Here is a 25,459-nt window from a genome sequence, read left to right on the forward strand (position 1 = left end):
TCACACACAAAGGATTTGAAATGACCGAACAATTTTCCGCACCGGCACCCGAAGCCAAGAATGCGGGCACACAGAATGTAGCCGAAGCGTTCAATGATTTCATGCAGGCTTTCGATGAGTTCCGCCAGAACAATGACGACCGGATCAGGCAAATTGAAAAACGTGCCAGCGCTGATGTTCTGACCGATGAAAAGGTCGAACGCATCAATCACGCGCTGGATGAACAGAAGCGCATGATCGACCATATGCTGCTGAAGAAGGCGCGGCCCGCCCTGGAAACGGGGATGAGCCCGTTGCTGTCGCTGGAGCACAAGACCGCCTTCGACAGTTATATCCGGCGCGGCGACGAGCACGGCGTGCGCACCATCGAAGCAAAGGCTCTGTCCATTGGCTCCGCGCCCGATGGCGGCTATCTCGTGCCGCCGGAACTTGAGCGCGATATCGGCATGCGGCTGGCCGCGCTCTCGCCCATCCGTGCCCTCGCAACGGTGCGCCAGGTATCCGGCTCCGTGCTGAAAAAGCCGTTTGCAGTGAAGGGACCCGCCGTGGGCTGGGTCGGGGAAACCGACGCCCGCCCGCAGACGGAAGCCTCCAAACTGGCGGAACTGCAATTTCCCACCATGGAACTTTACGCCATGCCGGCGGCATCCTCGTCGCTGCTGGATGACGCGGCCGTCGATGTGGAACAGTGGATATCCTCCGAGGTCGAGACCGCTTTCGCCGAACAGGAGGGGCAGGCCTTCATCAACGGCAACGGCACCAGTCAGCCCAAGGGTTTCCTGACCTATGACAGCATTGCCGATGCGATCTGGAGCTGGGGCAAGCTGGGCAGCGTCTCGACCGGCATTGCCGGTGGGTTTGCAGCCTCGAACGCCTCGGACATTCTGTTTGATACGGTTTATACACTGAAGGCCGGATACCGGCAGAATGCCAGCTGGGTGATGAACCGCAAGACGCAGGCAGCCGTGCGCAAGCTCAAGGACAATGACGGCAACTATCTCTGGACGCCGCCCGCAGCACCTGGCCAGCAGGCCTCGCTGCTGGGCTTCCGGCTGACCGAAGCAGAGGCGATGCCACCGATGACAACCGGCGGCGCTGCCATTGCCTTCGGCGATTTCGCCCGCGGCTACCTGGTGGTGGATCGCACCGGGGTGCGGGTCCTGCGTGATCCCTATTCCGCCAAACCCTACGTGCTGTTCTACACGACCAAGCGCGTGGGCGGCGGCGTGCAGGACTTCGATGCGATCAAGCTGCTGAAATTCGCGGCGTAGTCAAACAGGGATTGGCTGCACGACCCTCATGCAGCCGAACGCCTCTCAACCAATGCAGGAATGTCCATGACCATCACTGTAGTAAGGCCGCCGGCTGTGGAGCCGGTGGCTCTGGCGGATCTGCGTCAGTTCCTGCGGCTGAGCGGAACCGGCGAGGATGCACTGCTTTCCGGGCTGCTGAAGGCGGCACGCGAAACACTGGAGACCCTGACCGGACTGGTGCTGATCAAACAGCAGCTGCGGTTTTACATCGACCGCTGGCCGAATGATGGCCTGATAAGAATTGATCGCTATCCCGTGCAGTCCGTCGCTGCCGTGACGGCCTACGAGCCTGACGGGGTGCCGGTCGTTCTCCCGACCGTGGCGATGCATCTGGAGGCCGCAAGCCGTCCTGCACGGCTGCACCTGCAATCTCCGGCCCATGGGCTGGGCGGATTGGAGATCGATGTCATAGCCGGTTTCGGCGAAACGGGGGTGGATGTGCCGGATGCGCTCAAACACGCACTGATGACCCTGGTTGCCCACTGGTATGAGTTTCGCGGGACCTATAGCCCGGCCGACCATCCCGCCTCCCTGACGCCGGCATTCGAGCGTGTTGTCAATCTCTGGCGAAGGGTCTCGCTCTGATGCCGACGCTGTTCATTGATCCCGGCAAACTGGCGCATGAACTGCAGCTGGAACGGGCGGTTCTTGCCGATGATGCCGTGAACGGCAGCGTCGAACAATGGCAGGAAATAGCCACCGTCTGGGCGCATATCGAGCCGGCGGGTGCAGGCATGGTGTTTTACGGCGGGCAGAGCCTGGCCGAAATCACACATCGCATCACGCTGCGGGGACGGGGCGATCTGAAAAGCGGCATGCGCTTGCGCAAGGGAGCCCGCATTTTCCGGCTGGTGACAATTCACGATCCCGATGAGACCGGGCGATATCTCGTCTGCCGGGCACGGGTGGAGGGGCTATGAAACTGAGCCTGCAAATAACGGTAGCGGACCTCATCCGGACACTGCGCTGGCGCGCGATTGAGCTGCGCGAAGAGATGACGGACGCATCAAGGCCGGCCGGGCACGAACAGGAAGCGCCGGACAAACGAAAGCCCGTGCGATGACCAGCGCCGGGCTTCAACTGCAAAAGGCACTGTTGCAGGTACTCAAGGCGGATGCGGGTCTCAATGAATGGGTGAACCGGCGGGTTTTCGATCATGTGCCGCAGCAGTCCGACTTTCCCTACATCACCTTCGGGACGGCCAGCACCTATGACTGGAGCACGTCTACCGAACGCGGCGGCGAGCATTTGCTGACGCTGCATGTGTGGACACATCAGGCCAGCCGAAAAACGGTTTTCGACATTATGGATCGGATCGAGCGGCTCCTGCTGTCAGTGCCGCTACCTGTGGAAGGGCACAAACTTGTCAGCATCCGCCTCGAATACGCGCAGACGGCGCTGGCCGACAGCCGCGGTAGCTTCGCCGGTGTCATGCGGTACCGGGCGGTGACGGAAGAGTTCCAGCCGTAGACTTCAAACGAGCAAGGGCACCGGCCGGGTGCCCTTTTGCATGGAGGACTTCAAACAATGGGCGCCCAGAGAGGCAAGGATATCCTGCTCAAACTGCAGGATGCGGGCGGCAAGTTCGTCACCTGCGCGGGGCTGCGGTCCAACCGGATCGCCTTCAACACCGAAACCATCGATGTGACCGACGCCGATGCGGCGGGGCGGTGGCGTGAACTCCTGGGCGGCAGCGGCGTGCAGCGCGCGTCGATCAGCGGTTCAGGTCTGTTCAAGGATGCGCAATCGGACGCGCTGATCCGGCGGGCATTTTTTGCAGGCGATATCCTTTCATGGCAGATCATCCTGCCGGATTTCGGTTCCCTGCAGGGACCTTTCCAGATCACGGCGCTCGAATATGGCGGCAAGCACGATGCCGAGGTGACCTTTGACATCGCCCTGGAATCCGCCGGCCTCATCCGTTTCACTGAGGCGGCCTGATGGCAAACCGGCATCGCGGTGAAATCAGCGCCGTCCTGGACGGGCGCGAATGGACGCTGTGCCTGACGCTGGGCGCATTGGCCGAATTGGAGGACGCCTTCATGGCGGCCGACATGGGAATGCTGTTGCAGCGCTTTTCCGGCGGTACGCTTTCCGCCCGTGACGCGGCAAAGATCATTGCTGCCGGGCTGAAGGGCGGCGGCAACAGCATAACGCCGGAGGAAGCAGCGCAGATGCGGGCGGAGGGCGGGGCAACGGGCTTTGCCCGCATCGTCAGTGAACTGCTGGCGGCGACCTTCGGTGAATCAAAAACGGAGCAATCCAGCGCAAACCCTTGAATGCCGCAGCAGATTCCGGCCTCGTCTTTCCGTGGGCGGTCCTCATGGGCGCAGGCTTTGGTCTGCTGCGGCTTTCCACATATGACTTCTGGGCAATGACGCCACGGGAAATCTGCGCGGCTTTCGCGGAGCCGCCGGGACAGGCAGCCTGCTCCCGGCCGCGGTTCGAACAATTGATGCAGGCGTTTCCCGATGCACCGGCCTTGAGCGAGGAATAGCCATGAACGACAAAATGACGGTGGCGATCGACGCCGATACATCGGGTTTCGAGAAGGCATTGTCTGACCTGAAGGCGCAGTCCGAGCAATTCGGCCGTGTCCTGACCGGGTCGTTGAAAAGCGCCGTGATGAGCGGCAACGACCTCGGTGACGTGCTGCGGCAGTTGGGGCGGGACATGGCTGGCATGGCGCTGACCACCGGTATGAAATCGCTCGAAGATTGGAGCGCGTCGATGTTTTCAAGCTTGCTGGGCGCGGCAAAACCGCATGCGAAGGGTGGCGTGGTTTCCAGCCCGACTTACTTTGGTGCGGGCGGATCGCTCGGGCTGATGGGCGAAGCGGGTGCGGAGGCCATCATGCCTCTGGCCCGCGGAGCGGATGGCAGGCTGGGTATTGCTGCGCATGGAGGCGGTTCGCCGGTGCAGGTGGTCCTGCACGTGAATACGCCCGATGCAGCCTCATTCCGCAAATCGGAAGCCCAGTTGACGGGGATGCTGGCGCGCGCCGTGCACCGCGGCACGCGCACCCTATAGGAAACAACGCGATGCAGCCTTTCCATGATGTCCGGTTTCCGCTCGGCATATCCTTTGGCGCAACGGGCGGCCCGGAATGGAAGAACGAAATTGTGGCGCTGACCTCGGGACACGAACAGCGCAATGCGCGCTGGGCGTCATCACGCCATCACTACGACGCAGGAACCGGCGTACGGTCACTGGCCGATCTGGAAGAGGTCCTGAGCTTCTTCGAGGCGCGGTGCGGTTCGCTGCTTGCGTTCCGGTTCCGCGATCCTTTCGACCATCAGTCCTGCGCGGCGGGCAAGCCGATTGCCGCGACGGATCAGGTGTTGGGACAAGGTGACGGAAAGCAGGCGGCGTTCCAGCTGCAGAAACGCTATGGCGATTATCGGCGCATCATCTCCAAGCCGGTACAAGGCTCCGTGCGGGTTGCGGTGGGCGGCATTGAAAAGCAGGAGCCGGCTGATTTTACGGTCGATGTGCTGACGGGCCAAATCGTGTTCAAACCAGACCGCATACCACCCGCAGGAACGTCTGTGACCGCCGGCTTTGCCTTTGACGTTCCCGTCCGCTTCGATACGGACCGGCTGACCATCAGCGTCAAATCGTTCAACGCGGGTGAAATCCCGACCATTCCGATCATCGAGGTGAAGGCATGAACCCCCTTTCTCCCGAGCTTGAATCACATCTTGCAGGTGATGTGACAACCCATTGCTTTTGCTGGATCATCCGTCGAAAGGATGGCGTCCTCCTCGGTTTCACCGACCATGACCGGCTATTGAGCATCGAGGACGTGCGCTGTGAACCGCAGACGGGTCTGACGGCCAGCGAGGCGACAAGTGCGCTGGGGCTCGCTGTTGATGGCGCGGAAGTCGAGGGTGCCCTGTCATCCCTCGGCATTACCGATAGCGGCGTGGAATCCGGTGCATTCGACGACGCCCTTGTCGAGACATTTATCGTCAATTGGGCGGCACCGCAGCAGCGGGTCCTTTTGCGGCGGGCAAGGATAGGCACCGTTACCCGCAGCGGCAACCGTTTCGTGGCGGAGCTGAAAAGCAGCGCCGTCGACCTCGACAAGGTGAAGGGACGGCGGATCACGCGGCTGTGCGATGCGGAGCTCGGTGATGCGCGCTGCGGCTATCGCAGCGATGACGAGAAGGGCAGCGTTTCCGGCGTGATATCCGACCGCGCCTTTCTGGCGAGCGGCCTGCACGCCGCCGCCGCGAACTGGTTCCGCAATGGCGTGCTCACCTGGACTTCCGGCGGCAAAGCCGGCCGCACCAACGTGGTGACCGGGCAGGAGATGGCGGGGAATGACATCCGGCTCGATCTGCGCGATGCGCCGGTGCCGGACATGCAGGCGGGCGATACATTTTCGCTGCTGCCAGGCTGCGACAAGAGCTTTGGCACCTGCAAGACAAAGTTCAGCAATACAGCCAATTTTCGCGGATTTCCGCATCTGCCTGGCAATGACGCCGCCTATAATTATGCCGACGGATCGGGCAATTTCGACGGCGGCGTGCTGGTGCCATGACCATCGCAATCGACGTTGTCGCCGAAGCACGTCGCTGGATTGGTACGCCATACCGGCATGGCGGCTCCACGCTCCACGTCGGCTGCGATTGCCTTGGGCTGGTGCGTGGCATCTGGCGCACGCTTTACGGATGCGAACCGGAAGAGATTCCCGTCTATTCCGCTGACTGGGCGGAAGCAGGACACGGCGATCCGCTCGTCCAGGCAGCGAGACGTCACATGGCCGAGAAGGCCGTGCAGGATGTGGACGCGGGCGATCTCATCCTCTTCCGCTGGCGGGACGGCATGGCAGCCAAGCATCTCGGCATTTTGACGGGCGAGGAACACTTCATTCACGCCTATGAGGGGCACAGGATCATGGAATCGGCGCTGGTGCCGCAATGGCGAAAACGCATCGCGGCGGTCTTCGCCTTTCCCCTCCGCAGATAGGAACCACCCGGCATGGCCACGCTTATTCTTCAAGGAGTCGGAGCCTATATCGGCAGTGCCGTAACTTCGCTGGGCGCCTATCTGATTGATCGGGCTTTCTCCGGCACAAAGCCAATCGAGGGTCCCCGGCTGGCTGCCATGAAGCCGATGACCGCCGAGGAAGGGGCCGCCTTGCCGAAAGTCTACGGCTCGGTGCGGTTGACCGGCACCCTGATCTGGGCGACCCGCTTCGAGGAGGTGAAGTCCAGGCGCCGGACCGGTGCCAAGGGCGGACCGAAGGTGACGGAGTATTCCTATGTCGGCAATTTTGCCATTGCCCTGGCGGAGGGCGAAATCAGCCTTGTCAGGCGGATCTGGGCCGACGGCAGGGAAGTGGACCAGAATGCATTGACCCTGCGCGTTCACAAGGGCGGTGCGTCACAATTGTCCGACCCGCTGATCGAGGCGAAACAGGGAACCGGCAACGCGCCGGCCTATCGCAACACCGCCTATGTGGTGTTCGAACGGTTTCCGCTTGAGATGTATGGCAACCGCATACCGCAATTCCAGTTCGAGGTGGTGCGCGCCATCGGTACGCTTGCCCGCGATCTCAAGGCGGTCGCGCTCATTCCCGGGGCCACCGAATTCGGCCTGTCACCGACGCCGGTCACCTGCGAGCCCGCAGCCGGCGAAACGCGCGGCCTGAACCGCAATTGCCTGCGCGGCGCAACCGACTGGCAGGCTTCGCTCGACGAACTGCAGGCGCTTTGTCCGAGCCTGGAAAACGTTGCCATTGTCGTGCCGTGGTTCGGCACGGATCTGCGCGCTGGCCATTGCCGCATCCGGCCGGGCGTGATGGACCGCGAGGGCTATGACGAAAGCGAGGCATGGCGTGCCGGCGATGTCGCCCGCGACGAGGCCCATCTGATGTCGCGCAGCGGCGATTGTGCTGCCTATGGCGGTACGCCGTCGGATCGCAGCGTGACCGAGGCGATCCGCGCGGCGAAGGCGCGGGGCCTGAAAGTGACGCTTTATCCGTTCCTGATGCTTGATATCGCCGCCGATAACACATTGCCCGATCCCCATGGCGGCGCCCGGCAGGCGGCCTATCCGTGGCGCGGCCGCATCAGTTGTCACCCCGCGCCCTATCGGCCGGGCAGCAGCAACGGCACGGCTGCGGCGGCCGCCGAGGTCGCCGCTTTCCTGGGGGCCGCCGAAATCCGCTCGTTCGGAACCGATGACGGATCGGTGATCTATCACGGTGAGGGCGATGACTGGGGGTATCGGCGTTTCATCCTGCATCTGGCGCATCTTGCCGTTTGCGCCGGCGGTGTGGATGCGTTTCTTCTCGGCTCGGAGCTGTGCGGTCTGACGGGTATCAGGGGAACGGGTGACAGTTTTCCCTTTGTCTCCGGCCTGTGCACGCTGGCGGACGATGTCCGCACCGTGCTCGGCAGTGGCTGTATTTTGACCTACGGCGCGGACTGGACCGAATATTTCGGTCATCACCCGCAGGACGGATCGAACGACGCCTTTTTCCATCTTGATCCGCTCTGGGCGCATCCGGCCATCGGTGCGGTCGGGATCGACAATTACATGCCGCTCAGCGACTGGCGCGACGAGGACTACAGCGCCTCGGGCGCCAACGGTTTTTCCGGCCCCTATGACCTAGCGGCGCTGCAAAGCCAGATTGCCGCCGGCGAGGGCTTTGACTGGTACTATGCAACAGATGCGGATCGAACCGCGCGGCGGCGCACGCCGATCACCGACGGCTCGGGCAAGCCTTGGGTCTACCGCTACAAGGACATCGAGGCCTGGTGGAAAAACCCGCATTACAACCGCAAGGGCGGCGTCGAGAGCGCCAATGCCACGGCGTGGCAGCCAATGGGTAAGCCGGTCTGGCAGACGGAACTGGGCTGTCCGGCGGTCGACAAGGGCCCCAATCAGCCCAATGTCTTTCCCGATGCCAAATCCTCCGAGGGGGCGTTTCCGTATTTTTCCGATCACGGCCGCAGCGACCTCGCGCAGAACCGTTTTCTGCGTGCCCATCTAGACCATTGGCGCAGCCATGGCGGCGCCATGCTGAACACGAGCCGCGTCTATGTCTGGGCCTGGGATACGAGGCCGTTTCCTGAATTTCCCCTCAACCGCAAGCTCTGGTCCGATGGCGACAACTGGACCTCGGGGCATTGGCTGAACGGCAGGCTTTCCGGGGTTGCGCTCGATGAGCTGATTGGCGCTGTTCTCGCCGATTTCGGTCTTGCCGGGGTGGATGCGAGTGCGGCCGATGGCTTTGTCAGCGGTTTGATCGTCGAAGAGCCCGCACATGCCCGGTCGGTCCTTGAGCCGCTGCTGGAGGTGTTTGGTATCAACGCCTTCGAAGACGGTGCGACGCTGGTGTTTCAAAGCGCGGCGCGTGTTCCCGCGCAAACCGCGCTGATCGATGAATGCGTCGAGCCCGATGACAGGGGGCCGGTGCAGCGGAAACTGCACGAAATCATGGAGCAGCCCGCCCGGGTCGAAATCGCCTATCGCGATCCGATGCTCGACTATCAGGTGGCGATGGCATCCGCCGGCAGGCCGGACGGCAAGGGAAACGAAAATCTCGCCGTTGCGGCCATGCTTGAGGCCGGTCAGGTCAAATGCTTGGCGGAGGACTGGCTGCAGGCACGCCGTGCCGCCCGGCGGACCATATCGTTCGAATTGCCATGGAAACATGCCGCATTGAAGGTGGGCAGCCGCATACGGCTGGATGGCTCCATGCCAGTCAAGGATTATCTCGTCACCTCCATTGAAGACGGGGCAACCCGCCGGGTCGAGGCAAAAGGCCTGCCCCGGCATGTGCGGCATGCGGACAGGGCGGGATTGCCCGCTTCAACGGAGGGGGCAACGACGGTGTTCGGCCGTCCGCGTTTTCATCTGTGCGATCTGCCGATGTGGCCGGGTGCTGAAAATCCGCTTGATCAATTGCGGGTTGCCGCCTTTGCCAGGCCATGGGCGGGCGCATCCGTTCACGCCTCGCCGGAAGACACCGGTTTTGAGGCGCGGGCCGCGCTGCCGGAGCGGGCGGTGATGGGCAGGCTGGCGCAAACGCTGCCGGGCGGTGTCAGCGGCCGCCTGCTCGGCAATGCCGGTCTGGAGGTCGATCTTGACTTTGGCGAGCTGCGTTCCACCACGCTGCCACAGCTCTTCAACGGGGCGAATTCGGCGCTTCTGGCATCCCCCGACGGTCAATGGGAAATCCTGCAATTCCTCCACGCCGAGGAGGTTGCTGCCGACCGGTGGCGTCTGTCCGGCCTGCTGCGCGGGCAATGCGGAACCGAACGGGAGGCGCTGCAGCCACGGGAAAAGGGTACGCCCTTCATCCTTCTGGACGGTGCGGTGATGCCGGCGGGATTGAAAGCTCGGGAAACGGGCTTGGCCCTGCGCTGGCGCATTGGTGCGGCGGGCCAGGATTTTTCCGACCGCTATTTCAGCACGGTGACAATGACCGGAGGCACCCGGGCGCTCGAGCCGCTCGAACCTGTCCACCTCAGCGGCAGGGCAGATGAGCAGGGCAATCTGCATATTGCCTGGATACGGCGCGGGCGCATCGATGCGGACAGCTGGCTGGCTGCGGAAATTCCGTTGGGTGAGGAGCGCGAGGCCTATCGGATCGAAATACGGAGCAGCGGCAAATTGATCCGGTCAGCCGAGGTTGCGCGACCGGAATGGCTTTATCCGGCGGCGCTGCGCCTGGCGGATTTCGGCAGTCTTGCAAGCGCAGTCGATTTCAGCGTTGCCATGATTTCCAGTGCTGCCGGTGCGGGCAGATACGCCCGAGCCATTTTTGATACGCAGACAAAAACCCTTTAAAATCAAACTGTTTCAAAAGGAATTGATTATGACCAATGAAAAACAATGGTACCTGTCAAAGACCATCTGGGCAGCAATCGCAACGATCGTCCTGTCCTGTTCAAGCTTCTTCAACGTGTCGCTGGATCATGACCTCGAGGCCCGGCTTGCCGATACCATCATGCAGTTTCTGACGGCGCTCAGCGGCATCGCCGCGCTTTTTGGCCGGTTGAGTGCAACGGCGCTCATTTCACGTAAAGAAATATGATGTTAAAAGACGTGACCTGTGGCAAACCTGTTATCAAAGGCTCACGCCACGTCCAACTGTTCATGCATCGTTCAGACTGCGATTGATAATAATAGCGCCATGATGAAACACACACTTTTCTCCTTGCCCCTAGCGGCCCTGATTTCAGCATCCGGCGTGCTTCATGCCGGGGCTGTTCCGATTGCACCCGATGCATCGCAGAACGGTGCGTTGCTTCAGCTGGCTGCAGCCGACTGCTCGCAGGTCGGCCAGCAGGTGGCCCAGTCCCAGGGAGGCACCCTGGCGCGCGCCACCTCGCAGACGCAGAACGGCCGCGAGGTTTGCGTGGTCGTGGTGCTCATTCCCGGCAAGGATGGTGAACGTCCGCGCCGCGTCGAGGTTGCGGTTCCAGCGAACTGAACCGGATGCCGTTTGATCTGTTGTTCAGCCTGTCCGGCGGGGAAAGTTGTGCATGAGAATACTCATCGTTGAAGATGACCGTGATCTGAATCGCCAGCTGGTCGAGGCTACGACCGAAGCCGGCTATGTGGTGGATCACGCCTTCGACGGCGAAGAGGGGCATTTTCTCGGCGATACGGAACCCTACGACGCGGTGATCCTCGATATCGGCCTGCCGCAGATGGACGGGCTGACGGTGCTCGAGAAGTGGCGGCGCGACGGGCGCATTATGCCCGTGCTGTTGCTGACGGCACGCGACCGCTGGAGCGACAAGGTGGCCGGTATCGATGCCGGGGCCGATGACTACGTCGCCAAGCCGTTTCACATCGAGGAAGTGCTGGCGCGCCTGCGCGCGCTGATTCGCCGGGCGGCGGGGCATGCCTCGTCGGAAATCACCTGCGGTTCGCTACGCCTTGATACCAAGACGTCGAAGGCGGCGGTTAACGGCACAACGCTGAAGCTGACCTCGCACGAATTCCGCCTGTTGTCCTATCTCATGCACCACATGGACGAGGTCGTTTCGCGCACCGAACTGGTGGAGCACCTCTACGATCAGGATTTCGACCGCGATTCGAACACGATTGAAGTGTTTGTCGGGCGTCTGCGCAAGAAAATGGGTATCGATCTGATCGAAACCATCCGCGGCATGGGCTATCGTATCAAATCCCAGGACAACAAGGCCTGACGGGCAGGAGCAGGGCACACGCGTGATCATACGGCTGACCCGCTACCTCCCCAATGTCCGGTCACTTTCCCTGCGCGTCATCCTCTTCTCGACGCTGTGGACCATCGTATCCTTCGTTGCCATCGCCACCATCATTTCGGCGCTCTATGGCGAAGCGCGCCAGCACAGCTTCCAGCAGCTGCTTTCGGCGCATCTGTTCAGCGTCATCGCTTCCGTCAGCGTGAATGACGGCACGCTGGTCGGACGGCCGGACCCCGGCGAAGTGCGCTATTCCAGCCCGTTTTCCGGCTGGTACTGGTCTGTCGATCCGGTAGCGGACAATCTCAAGGGGTCGCTGCGGTCGATCTCGCTGGGCGGAAAGAGTATTGATTCCCCGTCAACCCTGATGGTTCCCTTCGACACCTCGTTCCAGCGCTCCTATACGGAACCCGGCCTGAAGGGCGAACAACTCTCCATCGTCGAGACGGAAGTGGTGCTGGATGCGGAAAACCGCGTCGCCCGGTTTCGTGTGATGGGCAATCTGAGCGAGCTGGAAGGCGAAATCGCCGATTTCCGCAACACGCTCTATTTCTATCTCGGCGTTTTCGGCATTGCCGGAACGCTGATCAATGCGGCGGTCATCCTGTTCGGCTTGCGCCCGCTTGACCGCGTGCGCCGTTCGCTCGCCGATATCCGCGAGGGCAAGGTTTCGCGGCTTGACGAGGACCTGCCCATCGAGATTGCGCCGCTGGCGCGTGAAATGAATGCGCTGATCGAAAACAACCGGCGCATCATGGAGCGCTCGCGCACGCAGGTGGGCAATCTCGCCCATTCCCTGAAAACACCCCTGTCGGTTCTGGCCAATGAAAGCCGGACGATTGGCGGTGTAAAGGGCAAGATCGTTGCCGAACAAAGCGCGGCCATGCAGGTGCAGATTCAGCACTATCTGCAGCGGGCCCGCGTGGCGGCGCAGCGCGACAGCGTGGTCTTTCGCGCGTCCGTCACCCCGATCCTGACGCGTCTGGTGCGTGTCACCGCCAAGCTCAATCCGGGCATGGACATGCGCTTCGACAACAGAATGCCCGATGCCGTGTTTGCAGGCGAGCAGGAAGACCTTGAGGAAATAGTCGGCAATCTTCTGGAAAATGCCGGGAAATGGGGACGCAGCGCTATCCGGCTTACAGTGTCGGCCGCCAATCGGGAAACCATGGACAATGCATTCGATATCAGCGTCGAGGATGACGGTCCGGGTCTCGCGCCCGGCCAGATCAAGGATGCACTGACGCGCGGAAAACGCCTGGATGAGAGCAAGCCGGGAACCGGCCTCGGGCTGTCCATCGTCCATGACACCGTGCGCGAATACGGCGGAACGCTGCGCCTGGAACGCAGCGAGGACCTCGGCGGTTTGCGCGCGCGGATCACGCTTCCGGTGGCCGGCGACTGAATGGCGCTTGCAACGGCACACCCAATCGGGTCATAAGTAATTGCCAGCTATTGCCTTTGTTGCGAGGCCCCGTAAAAACGGACCCATGATGAAATCCCAGATTGCTCTTTCGCTTATTGCCGTTCTTCTTCTCTCCGCGTGCTCGACCACGTCCGGCGCCAAGGGTGGAGGCACCTTTGCCCGCCTGACCGGCAAATCGTCCCAGCCGGCGACATCGGGCGTGCTTGCGCCGCTCGGCAATGGCCTGCTCGGCAGCCGTCTGGCGGCTTCGCTCGATCCGGCTGACCGCAAGAGCGCGCTTCAGGCCGAATATCAGGCGCTGGAATATTCGCCTGCCGGCAAGGCTGTCGACTGGAAGAACAGTTCGGGCAGCCGCAGCGGTGAAGTGGTGGCGGCGCAGCCATACCAGGTCGGCTCGCAGAACTGCCGCCAGTATACCCACACCATCCGCATCGACGGAACGCCGCAGACGTCACGCGGGACGGCCTGCCGCAACGAAGACGGCAGCTGGACGCCGCTGATCTGACGCTTCCATAGCCCGATCATTTGCCCGCTTTGCGGCGAATTGCCCTAGCCGTGAAATCCATTTGGATTTTACGGCGCTTGCAGACTATGTCTCAACGCATGGTTTTCTGGATTTCTGCCGCACTGTTGACCGTTATCGCAACGCTCGTGGTGCTATTGCCGCTGACACGCCGCGTCAAAACAAGCGTGTCGGACAACACATATGATGTCGAGGTTTACCGTGACCAGTTGCGGGAGCTGGAGGCTGATGAGAAGCGCGGCATCATCGATGCTGCCAGCAGCGAACAGGCGCGCGCTGAAATCAGCCGGCGTCTGCTGAAGTCGGCTGCCGCCGCCGAAGCCGACAAAACGGTCTATCGCCCGCAGAAGAGCGCCACCCGCGAATGGCTGACGCTGGTGACCGTGCTGGCCATCCCGCTGCTTTCATGGAGCATTTATGCCAAGACCGGCTCGCCGGATCTGCCTGCGCAGCCTCTGGCCGAGCGCCTGTCCCGTCCGGCGGATCAGGCGACACCCGCCGAGCTGATTGCCCGTGCCGAAGCGCATCTCACCCTCAATCCCGATGACGGGCAGGGATGGGAAGTGCTGGCGCCGATATACCTGCGCACGGGACGCCCCGCCGATGCGGTGACCGCCTACCGCAATGCCATCCGCCTGAACGGCGACAGCGGTCCGCGCCAAATGGGTCTGGGCGAAGCGTTGAGCGCCGTAGCGGGCGGCACGATGACGCTCGAGGCAGAAGCCAGTTTCAACCGGGCGCTCACGCTCAATCCCGGCGATATGCGCCCGCAGTTCTTCATCATCAACGGCTGGATGCAGCAGGGCAAGCTGGTTGAATCGCGCGACCTGATCCGCAAGCTGCTGGTCGATGCACCCAGCGACGTGCCGTGGCGCGACGAGGCGCAGGCGGCTTTGACACGGCTCGACAAGGAGATCGCCGGCGATGCGCCCGATGTCAGCGACATCGACAGGGCGACAGGTCCCGATGCGTCGCAGGTCGAGGCGGCGGCCGGGATGAATGTGCAGGATCGCGCCGCCATGATCGAGGGCATGGTCTCCAGCCTTGCCGAAAAACTCAAGCAATCGCCCGACGATGTCGAGGGCTGGGAAAAGCTGGTCCGGTCCTATGTGGTTCTCAACCGCCCCAACGATGCGCTGGAAGCGCTGGCAAATGCTCGCAAAGTGTTGAGCGCCGACAAGGTTGCGCGTCTCGACGCAGTCGCCGATGATCTGGGCCTGGTGGAACAGCCCGGCGACACGCCGCGGGAGAAGAAATAATGACGCGCAAGCAGAAACGGCTTTCGGTGATCGGCGGCGCCCTGGTGGTGCTGGCCTGCGCGGCCGGCCTGGTGCTGTTTGCGCTGCAGCAGCGGATCGCATTTTTCCGCATGCCGTCGGATATCGCCGCTGCGGACCTGCAGTCGGAATCGCGGTTCCGGCTGGGCGGCCTGGTTGAAAAGGGCAGCGTGGTGCGCGGCACGGGCACACGGATCACCTTTGCCGTCACCGATCACATCAAGAGCGTTCCCGTGACCTATGACGGTATCCTTCCCGATCTCTTCCGTGAGGATCAGGGCGTGGTGATCGAGGGCACGTTTGCGCCGGGCGGTGCGTTTCAGGCGGACAGCGTGCTTGCCAAGCATGATGAAAACTATATGCCCAAGGAAGTTGCCGACAGTCTGAAGGCCAAGGGCGTCTGGCAGGGGGAGAACAAGCAGCCATGACCGTTGAGCTCGGACATTTCGCACTGGTTCTGGCGCTCGCCTTGTCCATCGTGCAGGCTGTGGTGCCCGTGTGGGGTGCGCGGCGTAATGATGACCGCATGATGGCCGTTGCCGTTCCCGCTGCCTTCACGGTCTTTGCCCTGATCGCACTTGCCTTTGTCGCACTGACATCCGCCTACGTCGTGTCGGATTTCTCCCTGCAGAATGTCTGGGAGAACTCGCATTCGCAAAAGCCGATGCTGTACAAGATCACCGGCGTCTGGGGCAATCATGAAGGCTCCATGCTGCTGTGGGTACTCATCCTGACGTTCTTCAGCGCGCTGGTTGCCTTTTTCGGCAACAATCTGCCGCCTTCGCTCAAAGCCAATGTGCTGGGTGTGCAGGCCTGGATCGGCTCGGCCTTCCTGCTGTTCATCGTTGCCACATCCAATCCGTTCACACGTACCAGTCCTGCACCGATCGAAGGGCAGGACCTCAACCCGATCCTGCAGGACATTGGTCTCGCCATCCATCCGCCACTGCTTTACCTCGGCTATGTCGGCTTTTCCGTCTGCTTCTCCTTTGCCGTGGCAGCGCTCATCGACGGGCGTATCGACGCCGCCTGGGCGCGCTGGGTGCGGCCATGGACGCTGACGGCCTGGATGTTCCTGACCGGCGGCATCGCCATGGGTTCCTACTGGGCCTATTACGAGCTTGGCTGGGGCGGCTGGTGGTTCTGGGACCCGGTTGAAAACGCCTCGTTCATGCCTTGGCTGGCGGGAACGGCGCTGCTGCACTCGGCCCTGGTGATGGAAAAGCGCTCGGCCCTGAAAATCTGGACGGTGCTGCTCGCCATCCTGACCTTCTCCCTGTCGCTGCTCGGCACCTTCCTCGTCCGCTCGGGTGTCCTCACTTCGGTGCATACCTTCGCCACCGATCCGGGCCGCGGCCTGTTCATTCTTGCCATTCTCGTGCTTTTCATCGGCGGATCGCTGGCGCTGTTCGCGCGCCGTGCCCAGACGCTCGCGCCGGGCGGGCTGTTCCAGCCGATTTCGCGGGAAGGGGCGCTGGTGTTCAACAACCTCTTCCTGACGACGGCGACCGCAACGGTACTGATCGGCACGCTCTATCCGCTGCTCCTGGAAACATTGACCGGCGAAAAGATTTCCGTCGGGCCGCCGTTTTTCAACATGACCTTTGGTCCGCTGATGATCCCGCTGCTCGCCGCCGTGCCGTTCGGGCCGCTGCTGGCATGGAAGCGCGGTGATATCCTTGGCGTCGCCCAGCGGCTGATGATGGCATTCTTCCTCGCCCTGCTGGTGGTGGCCGTGGTTCTCTACAAGACCTCGGGCGCGGCGGTCTTCTCGGCGTTCGGCATCGGCCTGGCGTTCTGGCTGATGCTGGGCGCACTTACCGATCTTTCCCTGAAAGCCGGTTTTGGCAAGGTGCCCGTCAGCGTCATGCTGCGGCGGCTGGCCGGCTTGCCGAAATCGGTGTTCGGCACCGCCTTCGCGCATTTCGGCCTTGGCGTCACCCTCCTGGGCATCGTTGTCGTCTCGACGTTTGCCACGGAAGATGTGACGGTGATGAAGCCGGGCCAGACCGTCCGGGTGGCCGATTACACGCTGCGCTTTGACCGCATCGATCCGGTCAAGGATTCGAATTTCACCGAGGATCAGGGCAAGTTCACCATCCTCGACAGCGCGGCGCGGGAGGTGGACACGATGATGTCGTCCAAGCGCTTCTACCCCGTGCGCAAGATGCAGACCACCGAGGCGGGCATCAAGACATTCCTCTTCAGCCAGCTCTATGTCTCGCTGGGCGACGCCACGCCGGATGGCGGCATGGTCGTGCGCGTCTGGTGGAAACCCTATGTCACGCTGATCTGGCTCGGCGCGCTGGTGATGATGGCGGGCGGTGCCATGTCCCTGGCCGACCGGCGCCTGCGGGTCGGCGCACCCGGCAAGGCAAAAGCTGCCAAGCCGCAGCGGGCGAGGGGAGCCGTGGCATGAGACGCGTGCTCGCCGCGGTTTTGCTGTTGCTGACGGCCCTGAGCTTCACAGCGACCGGCGCACGCGCCGTCTCGCCCGACGAGATGCTGGCCAACCCGGCACTGGAGACGCGGGCGCGCACCCTCTCCACCGAGCTGCGCTGCATGGTGTGCCAGAACCAGTCGATCGATGATTCCAACGCGGACCTGGCCAGGGATTTGCGCGTGCTGGTGCGTGAACGGCTGACGGCAGGCGATACGGACGAGCAGGTGCTCGATTTCATCGTCGCCCGCTACGGCGAATTCGTCCTGTTGAAGCCGCGCCTGATGCTGAGCACGATCCTGCTGTGGGGCTTTCCCGTCGTGGCGCTGGTTGCCGGTGCAATCGCCATCGTGGTTTCGATTCGCCGCCGGCGCCGTTCTCCTCTGGAAACGCCGCCGCTGTCCGACAGCGAAAAGAAGCAGATCAAGAAACTCCTGGCTGCTTCCAACGATTGATCCGCAACCGCTATGTGCGATGCGCGCCGATGACCGATTCCACATTCTGCCTGTGGACCGGCTCGTAGGGTGCGTAATAGGTCAGCACGCCCGAACGGAAATCGTCCGCGGTAAACGCCTGCAGGTCATCGCCAGCCAGTTCCGGCTCGTTGCGCAGGCGCATCAGCTTGCTGACATAGCGCCCCGTGGCGGCAATCAGTTCCGGCCCGTAGCCGCCGGCCACGATCACATTCTCCGCGCCGTGATTGGGCAGGATTTTTTCGATATCCCAGGTTGAAATCCGTTCCAGATCGAGCAGGTGGTTTTCCAGCCGGTTCGGTTCCGCCACATAGGTGATCGGCTCCTCAAGCGCGTCGCCGGCAAACAGCAGCTTCAGATGCGGCAGGATCATCACTGTGCCGTCGTGGCTGTGAATATCCACGTGGCGCAGCTGCACCGCGATGTCGCCGATCTTCAGGTCGCGCTCGCCCGTGAAGATGCTGTTGGGCATGACCAGCGGCCGGATGGGCGGCGTGCCGTTCTCCAGCCGTTCCCTGTTGTCGGTGAGCGCCTTGGCCGTCAGGTCATTGGCGATGATCTCGCAATCGGCAAACACCGCATTGCCCGCCACATGATCCACATGCCAGTGGCTGAGCACCACGCGGATGTGCCGCACGCCTGCCTCCTGCAGCGTGTTGCGGATCAGCGCCGCATGCTGGTTTGAAATACTGGTGTCATAAACCAGAGCTTCCTCGCCGGAAACGATGGCGTAGGAACACAGGCCAAGCGTATAGGCTCCGTCATCCAGCCAGTTCGGATCGGCGGAATAGGCGCGCGCGCCGTCTATCCTGCCATCGTAAAATGCATAAACGCCCGGATAGGGCTGGTGCGTACGCATTGTGGATCCGAGCGGCGGCATTGATGGCATATGGGCTATCCTCCAGTGGCTGACGAATCGCAGCGCCAGAAAATTATCTTACAAATTTGTCATGTTGCGGAAATGGCGGCGTAACGTTCTTATCTGTATCACTGTTGGTTATTAAACGGTCGGATTTCCGATCGGGCGTCCAAGGAGAAAGTTTTATGTCTAACAATCGTACGTCCTCCACATACCGCAAGGGCATTGCTGCCGCGCTGCTCGCCTCGGCGCTCGCCGGGGGACTGCTGGCCACAGGCCCGCTCGCTGCCGTTGTGCCTGCGCAGGCTGAAGCCGTGCGTGTAGACGGCGCGCAGCAGCCCGGCTTTGCCGATGTTGTTGAAAAGGTGAGCCCCGCTGTTGTCAGTGTCCGGGTGAAGAGCTCCGTCCAGCAGACCGCCGATGACGGTTCGGGCATTCCCGGCTTCGACCAGCTTCCCGACAATCATCCGCTCAAGCGCTTCTTCTATGAATTCGGCGGCCCGAACGGCCAGCGCGGCATGCAGCCGCGCAAAGGTCAGCGCGATCACCAGAACCGTCCGGACCGCATGCGTCCCACCGCGCAGGGCTCCGGCTTCTTCATTTCGGAGGATGGCTATCTCGTCACCAATGACCATGTGGTCGAAGACGGCAGTACCTATACGGTTGTTCTCAATGACGGCACCGAACTCGATGCAAAGCTGATCGGCAAGGACAAGCGGACCGATCTCGCCGTTCTCAAGGTCGACGACAAGCGCAAGTTCACCTACGTGTCCTTCGGCGATGACAACAAGATGCGTGTCGGCCAGTGGGTCGTTGCGGTCGGCAATCCCTTCGGTCTCGGCGGCACGGTGACGGCCGGTATCATTTCGGCCCGCGGCCGCGATATCGGCGCCGGTCCTTATGATGACTTCCTGCAGATCGATGCGGCCGTCAACAAGGGCAATTCCGGCGGTCCGGCTTTCAACCTGAACGGTGAAGTCGTCGGCATCAACACCGCGATCTACTCGCCGTCGGGCGGCAGCGTCGGCATCGCCTTCGCCATCCCGTCGACGACGGCCAAGATGGTCGTCGACCAGTTGATCAAGACCGGCACCGTGTCCCGTGGCTGGATCGGTGTGCAGATACAGCCGGTCAGCAAGGAAATCGCCGAATCGCTTGGCCTTTCCGAAGAGAAGGGTGCGCTGGTTGCCGAACCGCAGTCCGATGGGCCCGCTGCCAAGGCCGGTATCCAGTCGGGCGACGTGATCACCGCCGTCAATGGCGATACGGTCTCCGATCCGCGCGATCTGGCCAAGAAGATTGCCGCGATCAATCCGGGCAAGGATGCCGAGCTGACCGTCTGGCGCAAGGGCGAGGCCAAGTCGCTCAATGTGTCGATCAAGTCGATGCCCGGCGATGACAAGCAGGCCTCGAACAAGGACAGCGGCGGCAAGCATCAGGATCCGGCTTCGGTGTTGGATGACTACGGCCTGACGGTTGTTCCTTCCGACGATGGCAAGGGTGTCGTGGTGACCGATGTGGATCGCTCCGGCGATGCCGCCGACAAGGGCATCACCACCGGCGACATCATCGTCTCGGTCAACAACAAGCCGGTCAAGAGCGGCTCCGACATCGATGCGGCGATTGCCGAAGCGACGAAGAGCGGACGCAAGGCCGTTCTCCTGCAGGTGCAGACCAACGACCAGTCGCGGTTCGTGGCCCTGCCCATCAACCAGGGCTAAGCGGTCCGGATAGGATTGCAGCGGCGCTGCACCTGTCCCCCCGTTAGCGCCAAAGCAAAGGGCAGCAGATTGTCGACAGATCTGCTGCCCGCTTGCCATAAAGGGTGCCATTGCTATGGTGCTTACCTCTGTCTCAAAACCGGCTTAGAATGAACGTCATGAAGATTCTCGTTATTGAAGATGACCGTGAAGCGGCCCGTTATCTGGAAAAGGCCTTTGCCGAGGCCGGGCACTCCGCCGATCTGGCAGGCGATGGCGAGACCGGCTATACGCTGGCGGAGCAGGGCAGCTATGATGCGCTGATCGTTGACCGCATGCTGCCGCGCCGTGACGGCCTGTCCGTTGTCGCCGCCCTGCGCGCCCAGGGCATCGACACGCCGGCGCTTATTCTTTCCGCGCTGGGGCAGGTGGATGACCGGGTAACCGGCCTGCGCGCCGGCGGCGATGATTATCTCACCAAACCCTATGCATTCTCGGAATTGCTGGCGCGCATCGAAGTGCTGCAGCGCCGTTCCAGCCCGAAAGAGGCGGAAACCATGTACCGGGTCGGCGATCTGGAACTCGACCGCCTGTCCCACACGGCCAAGCGCGCCGGGCAGGCCATTGTCCTGCAGCCGCGTGAATTCCGCCTGCTGGAGTATCTGATGCGTCACTCCGGTCAGGTGGTGACCCGCACCATGCTGCTTGAGCATGTCTGGGATTATCATTTCGACCCGCAGACCAATGTGATCGACGTGCATGTCTCGCGCCTGCGCGGCAAGATCGAGAAGGGTTTCGACACGCCCCTGCTGCACACGGTGCGCGGCGCCGGCTATATGCTCAAGGCTGGCGGACTCGATGCATGAGCCGATTTTTTGCCATGATGAAAATGACAGCCGTCCGGCTGTCAGCGCTGTATCTTCTGCTTTTTACCGTATGCGCCATCGTGCTGGTCTTCTACATGACCAGTCTTTCCGTCAACCTTCTCACATCCCAGACTGAAGCCGCTGTCAACGAGGAGGTCGAAAGCGTCGGCCAGTCCTATCAGCGCGCCGGCATTGCCGGTCTTGTGCGTTCGGTTGACCGGCGCAGCCGTCAGCCCGGCGCCTATCTCTATCTCGTCGCCGATCCCGCCGGGCGCATCGTCGCCGGCAATGTGCAGAGCATCGAGGCGGGCGTTCTGCAGACCGACGGCTGGATCGAGCGGCCGATTGCCTATGAACGCTACGGCGAAACCAGCAGCGATCCGCAGGTGCATACCGCCATCGCGCGGGTGATCGTCATGCCCAATGGCATCCGCGTCATGGTCGGCCGCGATCTGGGCGAGCCGGAAAAGATCAGGCTCGTGGTCCGGCGTTCGCTCGGCGCGGCGCTGGGCATCATGGGCATCGGTGCGTTTCTGATCTGGTTTTTCGTCGGGCGGCGCGCATTGCACCGGATCGATGAGGTTTCCGCCGCGTCGCAGCGCATCATGGGCGGCGATCTCGCCGGACGCCTGCCGGTCAGCGGGTCAGGCGATGAGTTCGACCGTCTGGCCGCCAATCTCAACGGCATGCTGGCGCGCATCCAGGAATTGAACGAAGGGGTGCGCCACGTCTCCGACAATATCGCGCATGACCTCAAGACACCGCTGACCCGCATGCACAACCGGGCGGAATCCGCCCTTGCCAATGCCACGACCACCAAGGCCTATCGGGCGGCGCTGGACGGAATGATTGCCGATTCCGACCAGCTGATCCGCACCTTCAATGCCATTTTGATGATTTCGCGGCTGGAATCCGGTTATTCCTCCGAGACGATGGAGCTGTTGCCACTGTCGACGGTCGTGCAGGACGTCTATGAGCTGTACGAGCCCACGGCCGAAGAGGCGGGCATCCGTTTCGTGCTCGGCGCGGAGGATGCAACGCCGGTCCGCATCAACCGCGAACTGGTCGGGCAGACCATCTCCAATCTGGTCGACAATGCCATCAAATATGCCGGCGGCGGTGAAAAGCCGGTGGAAATATCCCTCGCTGTGGAAAAGCAGGATCACACGATCCGGGTGATTGTCACGGACAATGGCCCGGGCATCCCGCCCGATCAGGTGGATCGGGCCACGGAGCGTTTCGTGCGCCTGGAGGAAAGCCGTTCGCAACCGGGGTCAGGACTGGGTCTCAGTCTTGCCAAGGCGGTGATGAAATTGCACGGTGGCACTCTGGAATTGCAGGACAATGCTCCGGGGCTGCGCGCTGTGCTCGCTTTCCCGGTGGGGGAGGAGACCAAATGAATGTCAGGACCAGGGCATCCGGCCTTGATGATGCAGCGTTTTTCGTCCGTGATCTGCGCCCGCTGACACCGCTGGACAAGAAGGCGGGCGCCGCCTTTCTGGCCGAGCTTGCCGACAGCGCCGCCGGGAAGGAATGCCCTGCCACCGCTGGCGTGAAGGGCAATGCAAAAGCGGCAGCCTTCCTCGCGGCTGTCCTCGACCTCTCGCCCTATCTGCGCACGGTCTTCATCCGCCGCCCTGCCATCCTGGAACCGCTGTTCGCCATGCCGCTGGCACAGCGTCTGGACGCGCTCATGCAGAGCGTGGCGGCAAGCTCGGAAGCCGAGAATATTACCGAAACCGGCATCATGGCTGTCCTGCGCCAGCTGAAGCTGGAGGGGCATGTGCTGATCGCGCTGGGCGATCTTTCCGGCGTGTTCGATACGGCAGAAACAACCCGCTGGCTGTCGCGGCTGGCGGAAGAAAGCGTGCGGGCGGCCGTGCGGTTCCTGCTGCGCGATGCGCACGAGTCCGGCAAACTCACGCTTCCGGACCCGGAACACCCGGAAAAGCAGTGCGGCTGGATCATCCTTGCCATGGGCAAGTTCGGCGCGTTCGAACTGAACTATTCCTCCGATATCGACCTGATCGTCTTCATCGACGAGCACAGCCCGGCCATTCCCGACCCCTATGAATGCATCGAGACTTTCTCGCGGCTGACACGGCGCCTCGTGCGCATCCTGCAGGACCGCACCGCCGACGGCTATGTCTTCCGCACCGATCTGCGCCTGCGCCCGGATCCCGGATCAACCCCGCTGGCAATTCCCGTCGGCGCTGCGCTCAATTATTATGAAGGGCGCGGCCAGAACTGGGAACGTGCCGCCATGATCAAGGCGCGGCCCGTCGCCGGCGATATCGCTGCGGGCAGGCAGGTGCTGGCGGAGCTTGCGCCCTATGTCTGGCGCAAATATCTCGACTATGCCGCCATTGCCGACGTGCATTCGATCAAGCGGCAAATCCATGCCCATAAGGGTCATGGCGAAATTGCCGTGCGTGGGCACAACGTCAAGCTTGGCCGGGGCGGCATTCGCGAAATCGAGTTCTTCGTGCAGACCCAGCAACTGATTGCCGGTGGCCGTTTTCCGCAGCTGCGCGGCTCGCGCACGGTGGACATGCTGGCGGCGCTCAACGGCCTTGGCTGGATCAGTGCGGAGACACGCGACACGCTGGTGGAGAAATACGGTTTTCTGCGCGATGTGGAGCACCGCATCCAGATGATCGCCGACGAGCAGACCCATATGCTGCCGGAAGACGATGAGAATTTCCTGCGGGTGGCCCACATGATGGGCTATCGCGACGGTGACGCCTTTGCCGCCGATTTCCGCCAGTCGCTGAAAACCGTCGAAACGCACTATGCGGCGCTGTTCGAACAGGCGCAGGAACTGGCGGGCGAAGCCGGCAATCTGGTGTTCACCGGCGATGTCGACGATCCCGATACATTGGAAACCCTGGCAAAATTCGGCTTCGAACGCCCGAGCGATATCTGCCGCGTCATCCGCACCTGGCATTTCGGCCGTTACCGCGCCACCCAATCGGCGGAATCGCGCGAGCGCCTGACTGAACTCACGCCCGTGCTGCTCAAGGCCTTCGGCGCGACAAGCCGCGCCGACGAAGCGCTGATGCGTTTCGATGAGATGATCAAAGGCCTGCCAGCCGGCATCCAGCTGTTCAGCCTTTTGCAGTCCAACCCGCGGCTGCTTGATCTGCTCGTCCTGATCATGGGCGCGGCGCCGCGCCTTGCCGATATCATCACCCGCAAGCCGCATGTCTTCGACGGCATGCTCGATCCGGCGATCTTCGCCGATATTCCGACCCGCGCCTATCTGGCCGAGCGGCTGGAAAACTTTCTCGGGCCGGCCCAGGTCTATGAGGATATTCTCGACCGCCTGAGGATTTTTGCAGCCGAGCATCGCTTTCTCATCGGTATCCGGCTTCTGACCGGCGCCATTGACGGTATTCGGGCAGGCAAGGCCTTTTCCGATCTCGCCGATCTGGTCATCGACCGGGCGTTGCAGGCGGTGATCGACGAATTCGCCAGCAAGCACGGCACCGTGTCCGGCGGGCGCATCGCCATTCTCGGCATGGGCAAGCTCGGCAGCCGCGAGCTGACCGCAGGCTCCGACATCGATCTCATCCTGCTCTATGACCATGATGCGGATGCCGAGGAATCCGATGGCGAAAAGCAGCTGGCGCCATCGCAATACTATATGCGGCTGACCCAGCGTCTGATCGCGGCGCTTTCCGCCCCTACGGCGGAGGGCGTTCTCTACGAGGTGGATTTCCGCCTGCGCCCCTCCGGCAACAAGGGGCCGGTGGCGACGCATATCGATTCCTTCCGTAAGTATCAACGCACGGAAGCCTGGACCTGGGAACACATGGCGTTGAGCCGGGCGCGGCCCGTGGCGGGCGATACCGCGCTGTTCGGCGAGATCGAGACGGATATCAGCGAGATTCTCAGCCTGCCGCGTGACCCGGCAAAGATCGCCAAGGACGTGGCCGACATGCGGACACTGCTGGAAACGGAGAAGCCGCCGCGCGATGCCTGGGACATGAAGCTGGTTCCCGGCGGCATCATCGATCTGGAATTCATCGCCCAGTTTGCCGTGCTCACCGGCAATGTCGAAGGTCCGATCATTGCCCATTCGACAGCCGAAGTGCTGACAAAACTCAAGGCCGGTTTTGCCGAACCTGTCGTGACGGATCAGCTGGTGGGCGCGGCCAATCTCTATACGGAGCTGACGCAGATCATCCGGCTTTGCCTGAACAGCGACACGCGGCGCGAGGACTTTCCGCCCGGTCTCGGCGATCTCCTGTGCCGCGCCTGCGATCTGCCCGATCTCGGGCGGGTGGAAACCCATCTGGAAGACACGGCCAAAGCGGTCCGCAAGACATTCAATGCGGTGCTGCGCGACGCCCAACGGAAAAACTGATCGGAAAATATCTGCTT

At 62.2% G+C, this 25,459-nt stretch carries 27 protein-coding genes; 26 read left to right on the top strand and 1 reads right to left on the bottom strand.

Features of this window, described 5'->3' with window-relative positions:
• Window positions 1-20 precede the first annotated feature (20 nt).
• The 22 genes from ACIQWS_RS04890 to ACIQWS_RS04995 all read left to right on the top strand — a co-directional run bounded on the left by ACIQWS_RS04890 (window position 21) and on the right by ACIQWS_RS04995 (window position 17,630).
• Window positions 21-1,271 (top strand): phage major capsid protein, encoded by a 1,251-nt coding sequence (locus ACIQWS_RS04890; RefSeq protein ID WP_403170963.1) that lies wholly within the window; start codon window positions 21-23, stop codon window positions 1,269-1,271.
• 66 nt (window positions 1,272-1,337) lie between these two features.
• Window positions 1,338-1,898, top strand: coding sequence for a hypothetical protein (locus ACIQWS_RS04895; RefSeq protein ID WP_403170966.1), 561 nt, complete (start codon window positions 1,338-1,340; stop codon window positions 1,896-1,898).
• Window positions 1,898-2,233 (top strand): phage head closure protein, encoded by a 336-nt coding sequence (locus ACIQWS_RS04900; protein WP_403170969.1) that lies wholly within the window; start codon window positions 1,898-1,900, stop codon window positions 2,231-2,233. The genes ACIQWS_RS04895 and ACIQWS_RS04900 overlap by 1 nt, the downstream gene beginning before the upstream one ends.
• Window positions 2,230-2,376 (top strand): hypothetical protein, encoded by a 147-nt coding sequence (locus ACIQWS_RS04905; RefSeq protein WP_403170972.1) that lies wholly within the window; start codon window positions 2,230-2,232, stop codon window positions 2,374-2,376. The genes ACIQWS_RS04900 and ACIQWS_RS04905 overlap by 4 nt, the downstream gene beginning before the upstream one ends.
• Window positions 2,373-2,783: a DUF3168 domain-containing protein gene (locus ACIQWS_RS04910; protein WP_403170975.1), complete on the top strand. Its 411-nt coding sequence runs from the start codon at window positions 2,373-2,375 to the stop codon at window positions 2,781-2,783. Before ACIQWS_RS04905 ends, ACIQWS_RS04910 begins: the two co-directional genes overlap by 4 nt.
• 57 nt (window positions 2,784-2,840) lie before the next feature.
• Window positions 2,841-3,254, top strand: coding sequence for a phage major tail protein, TP901-1 family (locus tag ACIQWS_RS04915; protein ID WP_403170978.1), 414 nt, complete (start codon window positions 2,841-2,843; stop codon window positions 3,252-3,254).
• On the top strand, window positions 3,254-3,592 hold the full coding sequence (locus ACIQWS_RS04920; RefSeq protein ID WP_288195043.1) for a gene transfer agent family protein: 339 nt from the start codon (window positions 3,254-3,256) through the stop codon (window positions 3,590-3,592). The genes ACIQWS_RS04915 and ACIQWS_RS04920 overlap by 1 nt, the downstream gene beginning before the upstream one ends.
• Window positions 3,589-3,810, top strand: coding sequence for a rcc01693 family protein (locus tag ACIQWS_RS04925; protein ID WP_403170982.1), 222 nt, complete (start codon window positions 3,589-3,591; stop codon window positions 3,808-3,810). Before ACIQWS_RS04920 ends, ACIQWS_RS04925 begins: the two co-directional genes overlap by 4 nt.
• A 2-nt stretch (window positions 3,811-3,812) precedes the next feature.
• Complete coding sequence (locus ACIQWS_RS04930; RefSeq protein WP_346307411.1) at window positions 3,813-4,343, top strand: phage tail tape measure protein; 531 nt, start codon at window positions 3,813-3,815, stop codon at window positions 4,341-4,343.
• An 11-nt stretch (window positions 4,344-4,354) separates the two neighbouring features.
• The gene (locus tag ACIQWS_RS04935) at window positions 4,355-4,984 is read left to right on the top strand and encodes a DUF2460 domain-containing protein (RefSeq protein ID WP_346307412.1); all 630 of its coding nucleotides are present in this window, start codon (window positions 4,355-4,357) and stop codon (window positions 4,982-4,984) included.
• Window positions 4,981-5,859, top strand: a complete 879-nt coding sequence (locus tag ACIQWS_RS04940) for a DUF2163 domain-containing protein (protein ID WP_346307413.1) — start codon at window positions 4,981-4,983, stop codon at window positions 5,857-5,859. Before ACIQWS_RS04935 ends, ACIQWS_RS04940 begins: the two co-directional genes overlap by 4 nt.
• Window positions 5,856-6,287: an NlpC/P60 family protein gene (locus ACIQWS_RS04945; protein ID WP_403170991.1), complete on the top strand. Its 432-nt coding sequence runs from the start codon at window positions 5,856-5,858 to the stop codon at window positions 6,285-6,287. Before ACIQWS_RS04940 ends, ACIQWS_RS04945 begins: the two co-directional genes overlap by 4 nt.
• A gap of 12 nt (window positions 6,288-6,299) precedes the next feature.
• Window positions 6,300-10,121, top strand: coding sequence for a glycoside hydrolase/phage tail family protein (locus ACIQWS_RS04950; RefSeq protein WP_403170995.1), 3,822 nt, complete (start codon window positions 6,300-6,302; stop codon window positions 10,119-10,121).
• A gap of 28 nt (window positions 10,122-10,149) precedes the next feature.
• Window positions 10,150-10,368, top strand: coding sequence for a hypothetical protein (locus ACIQWS_RS04955; RefSeq protein WP_223611376.1), 219 nt, complete (start codon window positions 10,150-10,152; stop codon window positions 10,366-10,368).
• Between the two features lie 99 nt (window positions 10,369-10,467).
• The gene (locus ACIQWS_RS04960) at window positions 10,468-10,767 is read left to right on the top strand and encodes a hypothetical protein (protein WP_374042749.1); all 300 of its coding nucleotides are present in this window, start codon (window positions 10,468-10,470) and stop codon (window positions 10,765-10,767) included.
• Between the two features lie 52 nt (window positions 10,768-10,819).
• Entirely contained in the window at window positions 10,820-11,491 is a 672-nt protein-coding gene (locus ACIQWS_RS04965; protein WP_403171002.1) for a response regulator transcription factor, read from the top strand.
• A 79-nt stretch (window positions 11,492-11,570) separates the two neighbouring features.
• Entirely contained in the window at window positions 11,571-12,914 is a 1,344-nt protein-coding gene (locus tag ACIQWS_RS04970; RefSeq protein ID WP_223612369.1) for an ATP-binding protein, read from the top strand.
• Window positions 12,915-13,002: 88 nt separating this feature from the next.
• Window positions 13,003-13,440: a hypothetical protein gene (locus ACIQWS_RS04975; protein ID WP_288194122.1), complete on the top strand. Its 438-nt coding sequence runs from the start codon at window positions 13,003-13,005 to the stop codon at window positions 13,438-13,440.
• A 98-nt stretch (window positions 13,441-13,538) separates the two neighbouring features.
• Window positions 13,539-14,717 (top strand): c-type cytochrome biogenesis protein CcmI, encoded by a 1,179-nt coding sequence (gene ccmI / locus ACIQWS_RS04980; RefSeq protein WP_403177498.1) that lies wholly within the window; start codon window positions 13,539-13,541, stop codon window positions 14,715-14,717.
• Complete coding sequence (gene ccmE, locus ACIQWS_RS04985; RefSeq protein ID WP_346307418.1) at window positions 14,717-15,163, top strand: cytochrome c maturation protein CcmE; 447 nt, start codon at window positions 14,717-14,719, stop codon at window positions 15,161-15,163. Before ccmI ends, ccmE begins: the two co-directional genes overlap by 1 nt.
• Complete coding sequence (locus tag ACIQWS_RS04990; RefSeq protein ID WP_403171010.1) at window positions 15,160-17,154, top strand: heme lyase CcmF/NrfE family subunit; 1,995 nt, start codon at window positions 15,160-15,162, stop codon at window positions 17,152-17,154. Before ccmE ends, ACIQWS_RS04990 begins: the two co-directional genes overlap by 4 nt.
• Window positions 17,151-17,630 carry a cytochrome c-type biogenesis protein gene (locus tag ACIQWS_RS04995; protein WP_403171014.1) on the top strand — a complete coding sequence of 160 codons (480 nt, stop codon included), beginning with the start codon at window positions 17,151-17,153 and terminating at the stop codon, window positions 17,628-17,630. Before ACIQWS_RS04990 ends, ACIQWS_RS04995 begins: the two co-directional genes overlap by 4 nt.
• A 10-nt stretch (window positions 17,631-17,640) precedes the next feature.
• Here ACIQWS_RS04995 and ACIQWS_RS05000 read toward each other — a convergent pair whose 3' ends face one another.
• Entirely contained in the window at window positions 17,641-18,507 is an 867-nt protein-coding gene (locus ACIQWS_RS05000; protein ID WP_403171019.1) for an MBL fold metallo-hydrolase, read from the bottom strand.
• Window positions 18,508-18,692: 185 nt separating this feature from the next.
• Here ACIQWS_RS05000 and ACIQWS_RS05005 point away from each other — a divergent pair, with 185 nt between their 5' ends.
• The 4 genes from ACIQWS_RS05005 to ACIQWS_RS05020 all read left to right on the top strand — a co-directional run bounded on the left by ACIQWS_RS05005 (window position 18,693) and on the right by ACIQWS_RS05020 (window position 25,442).
• On the top strand, window positions 18,693-20,228 hold the full coding sequence (locus ACIQWS_RS05005; protein ID WP_403171021.1) for a Do family serine endopeptidase: 1,536 nt from the start codon (window positions 18,693-18,695) through the stop codon (window positions 20,226-20,228).
• Window positions 20,229-20,386: 158 nt separating this feature from the next.
• On the top strand, window positions 20,387-21,073 hold the full coding sequence (locus ACIQWS_RS05010; RefSeq protein ID WP_346307423.1) for a response regulator transcription factor: 687 nt from the start codon (window positions 20,387-20,389) through the stop codon (window positions 21,071-21,073).
• Window positions 21,070-22,473, top strand: coding sequence for a HAMP domain-containing sensor histidine kinase (locus ACIQWS_RS05015; protein WP_346307424.1), 1,404 nt, complete (start codon window positions 21,070-21,072; stop codon window positions 22,471-22,473). The genes ACIQWS_RS05010 and ACIQWS_RS05015 overlap by 4 nt, the downstream gene beginning before the upstream one ends.
• Window positions 22,470-25,442 carry a bifunctional [glutamine synthetase] adenylyltransferase/[glutamine synthetase]-adenylyl-L-tyrosine phosphorylase gene (locus ACIQWS_RS05020; protein ID WP_403171030.1) on the top strand — a complete coding sequence of 991 codons (2,973 nt, stop codon included), beginning with the start codon at window positions 22,470-22,472 and terminating at the stop codon, window positions 25,440-25,442. Before ACIQWS_RS05015 ends, ACIQWS_RS05020 begins: the two co-directional genes overlap by 4 nt.
• Window positions 25,443-25,459 lie beyond the last annotated feature (17 nt).

This window comes from Phyllobacterium sp. NPDC097923, assembly GCF_044760925.1.
Classification (GTDB): Bacteria; Pseudomonadota; Alphaproteobacteria; order Rhizobiales; family Rhizobiaceae; genus Phyllobacterium; species Phyllobacterium calauticae.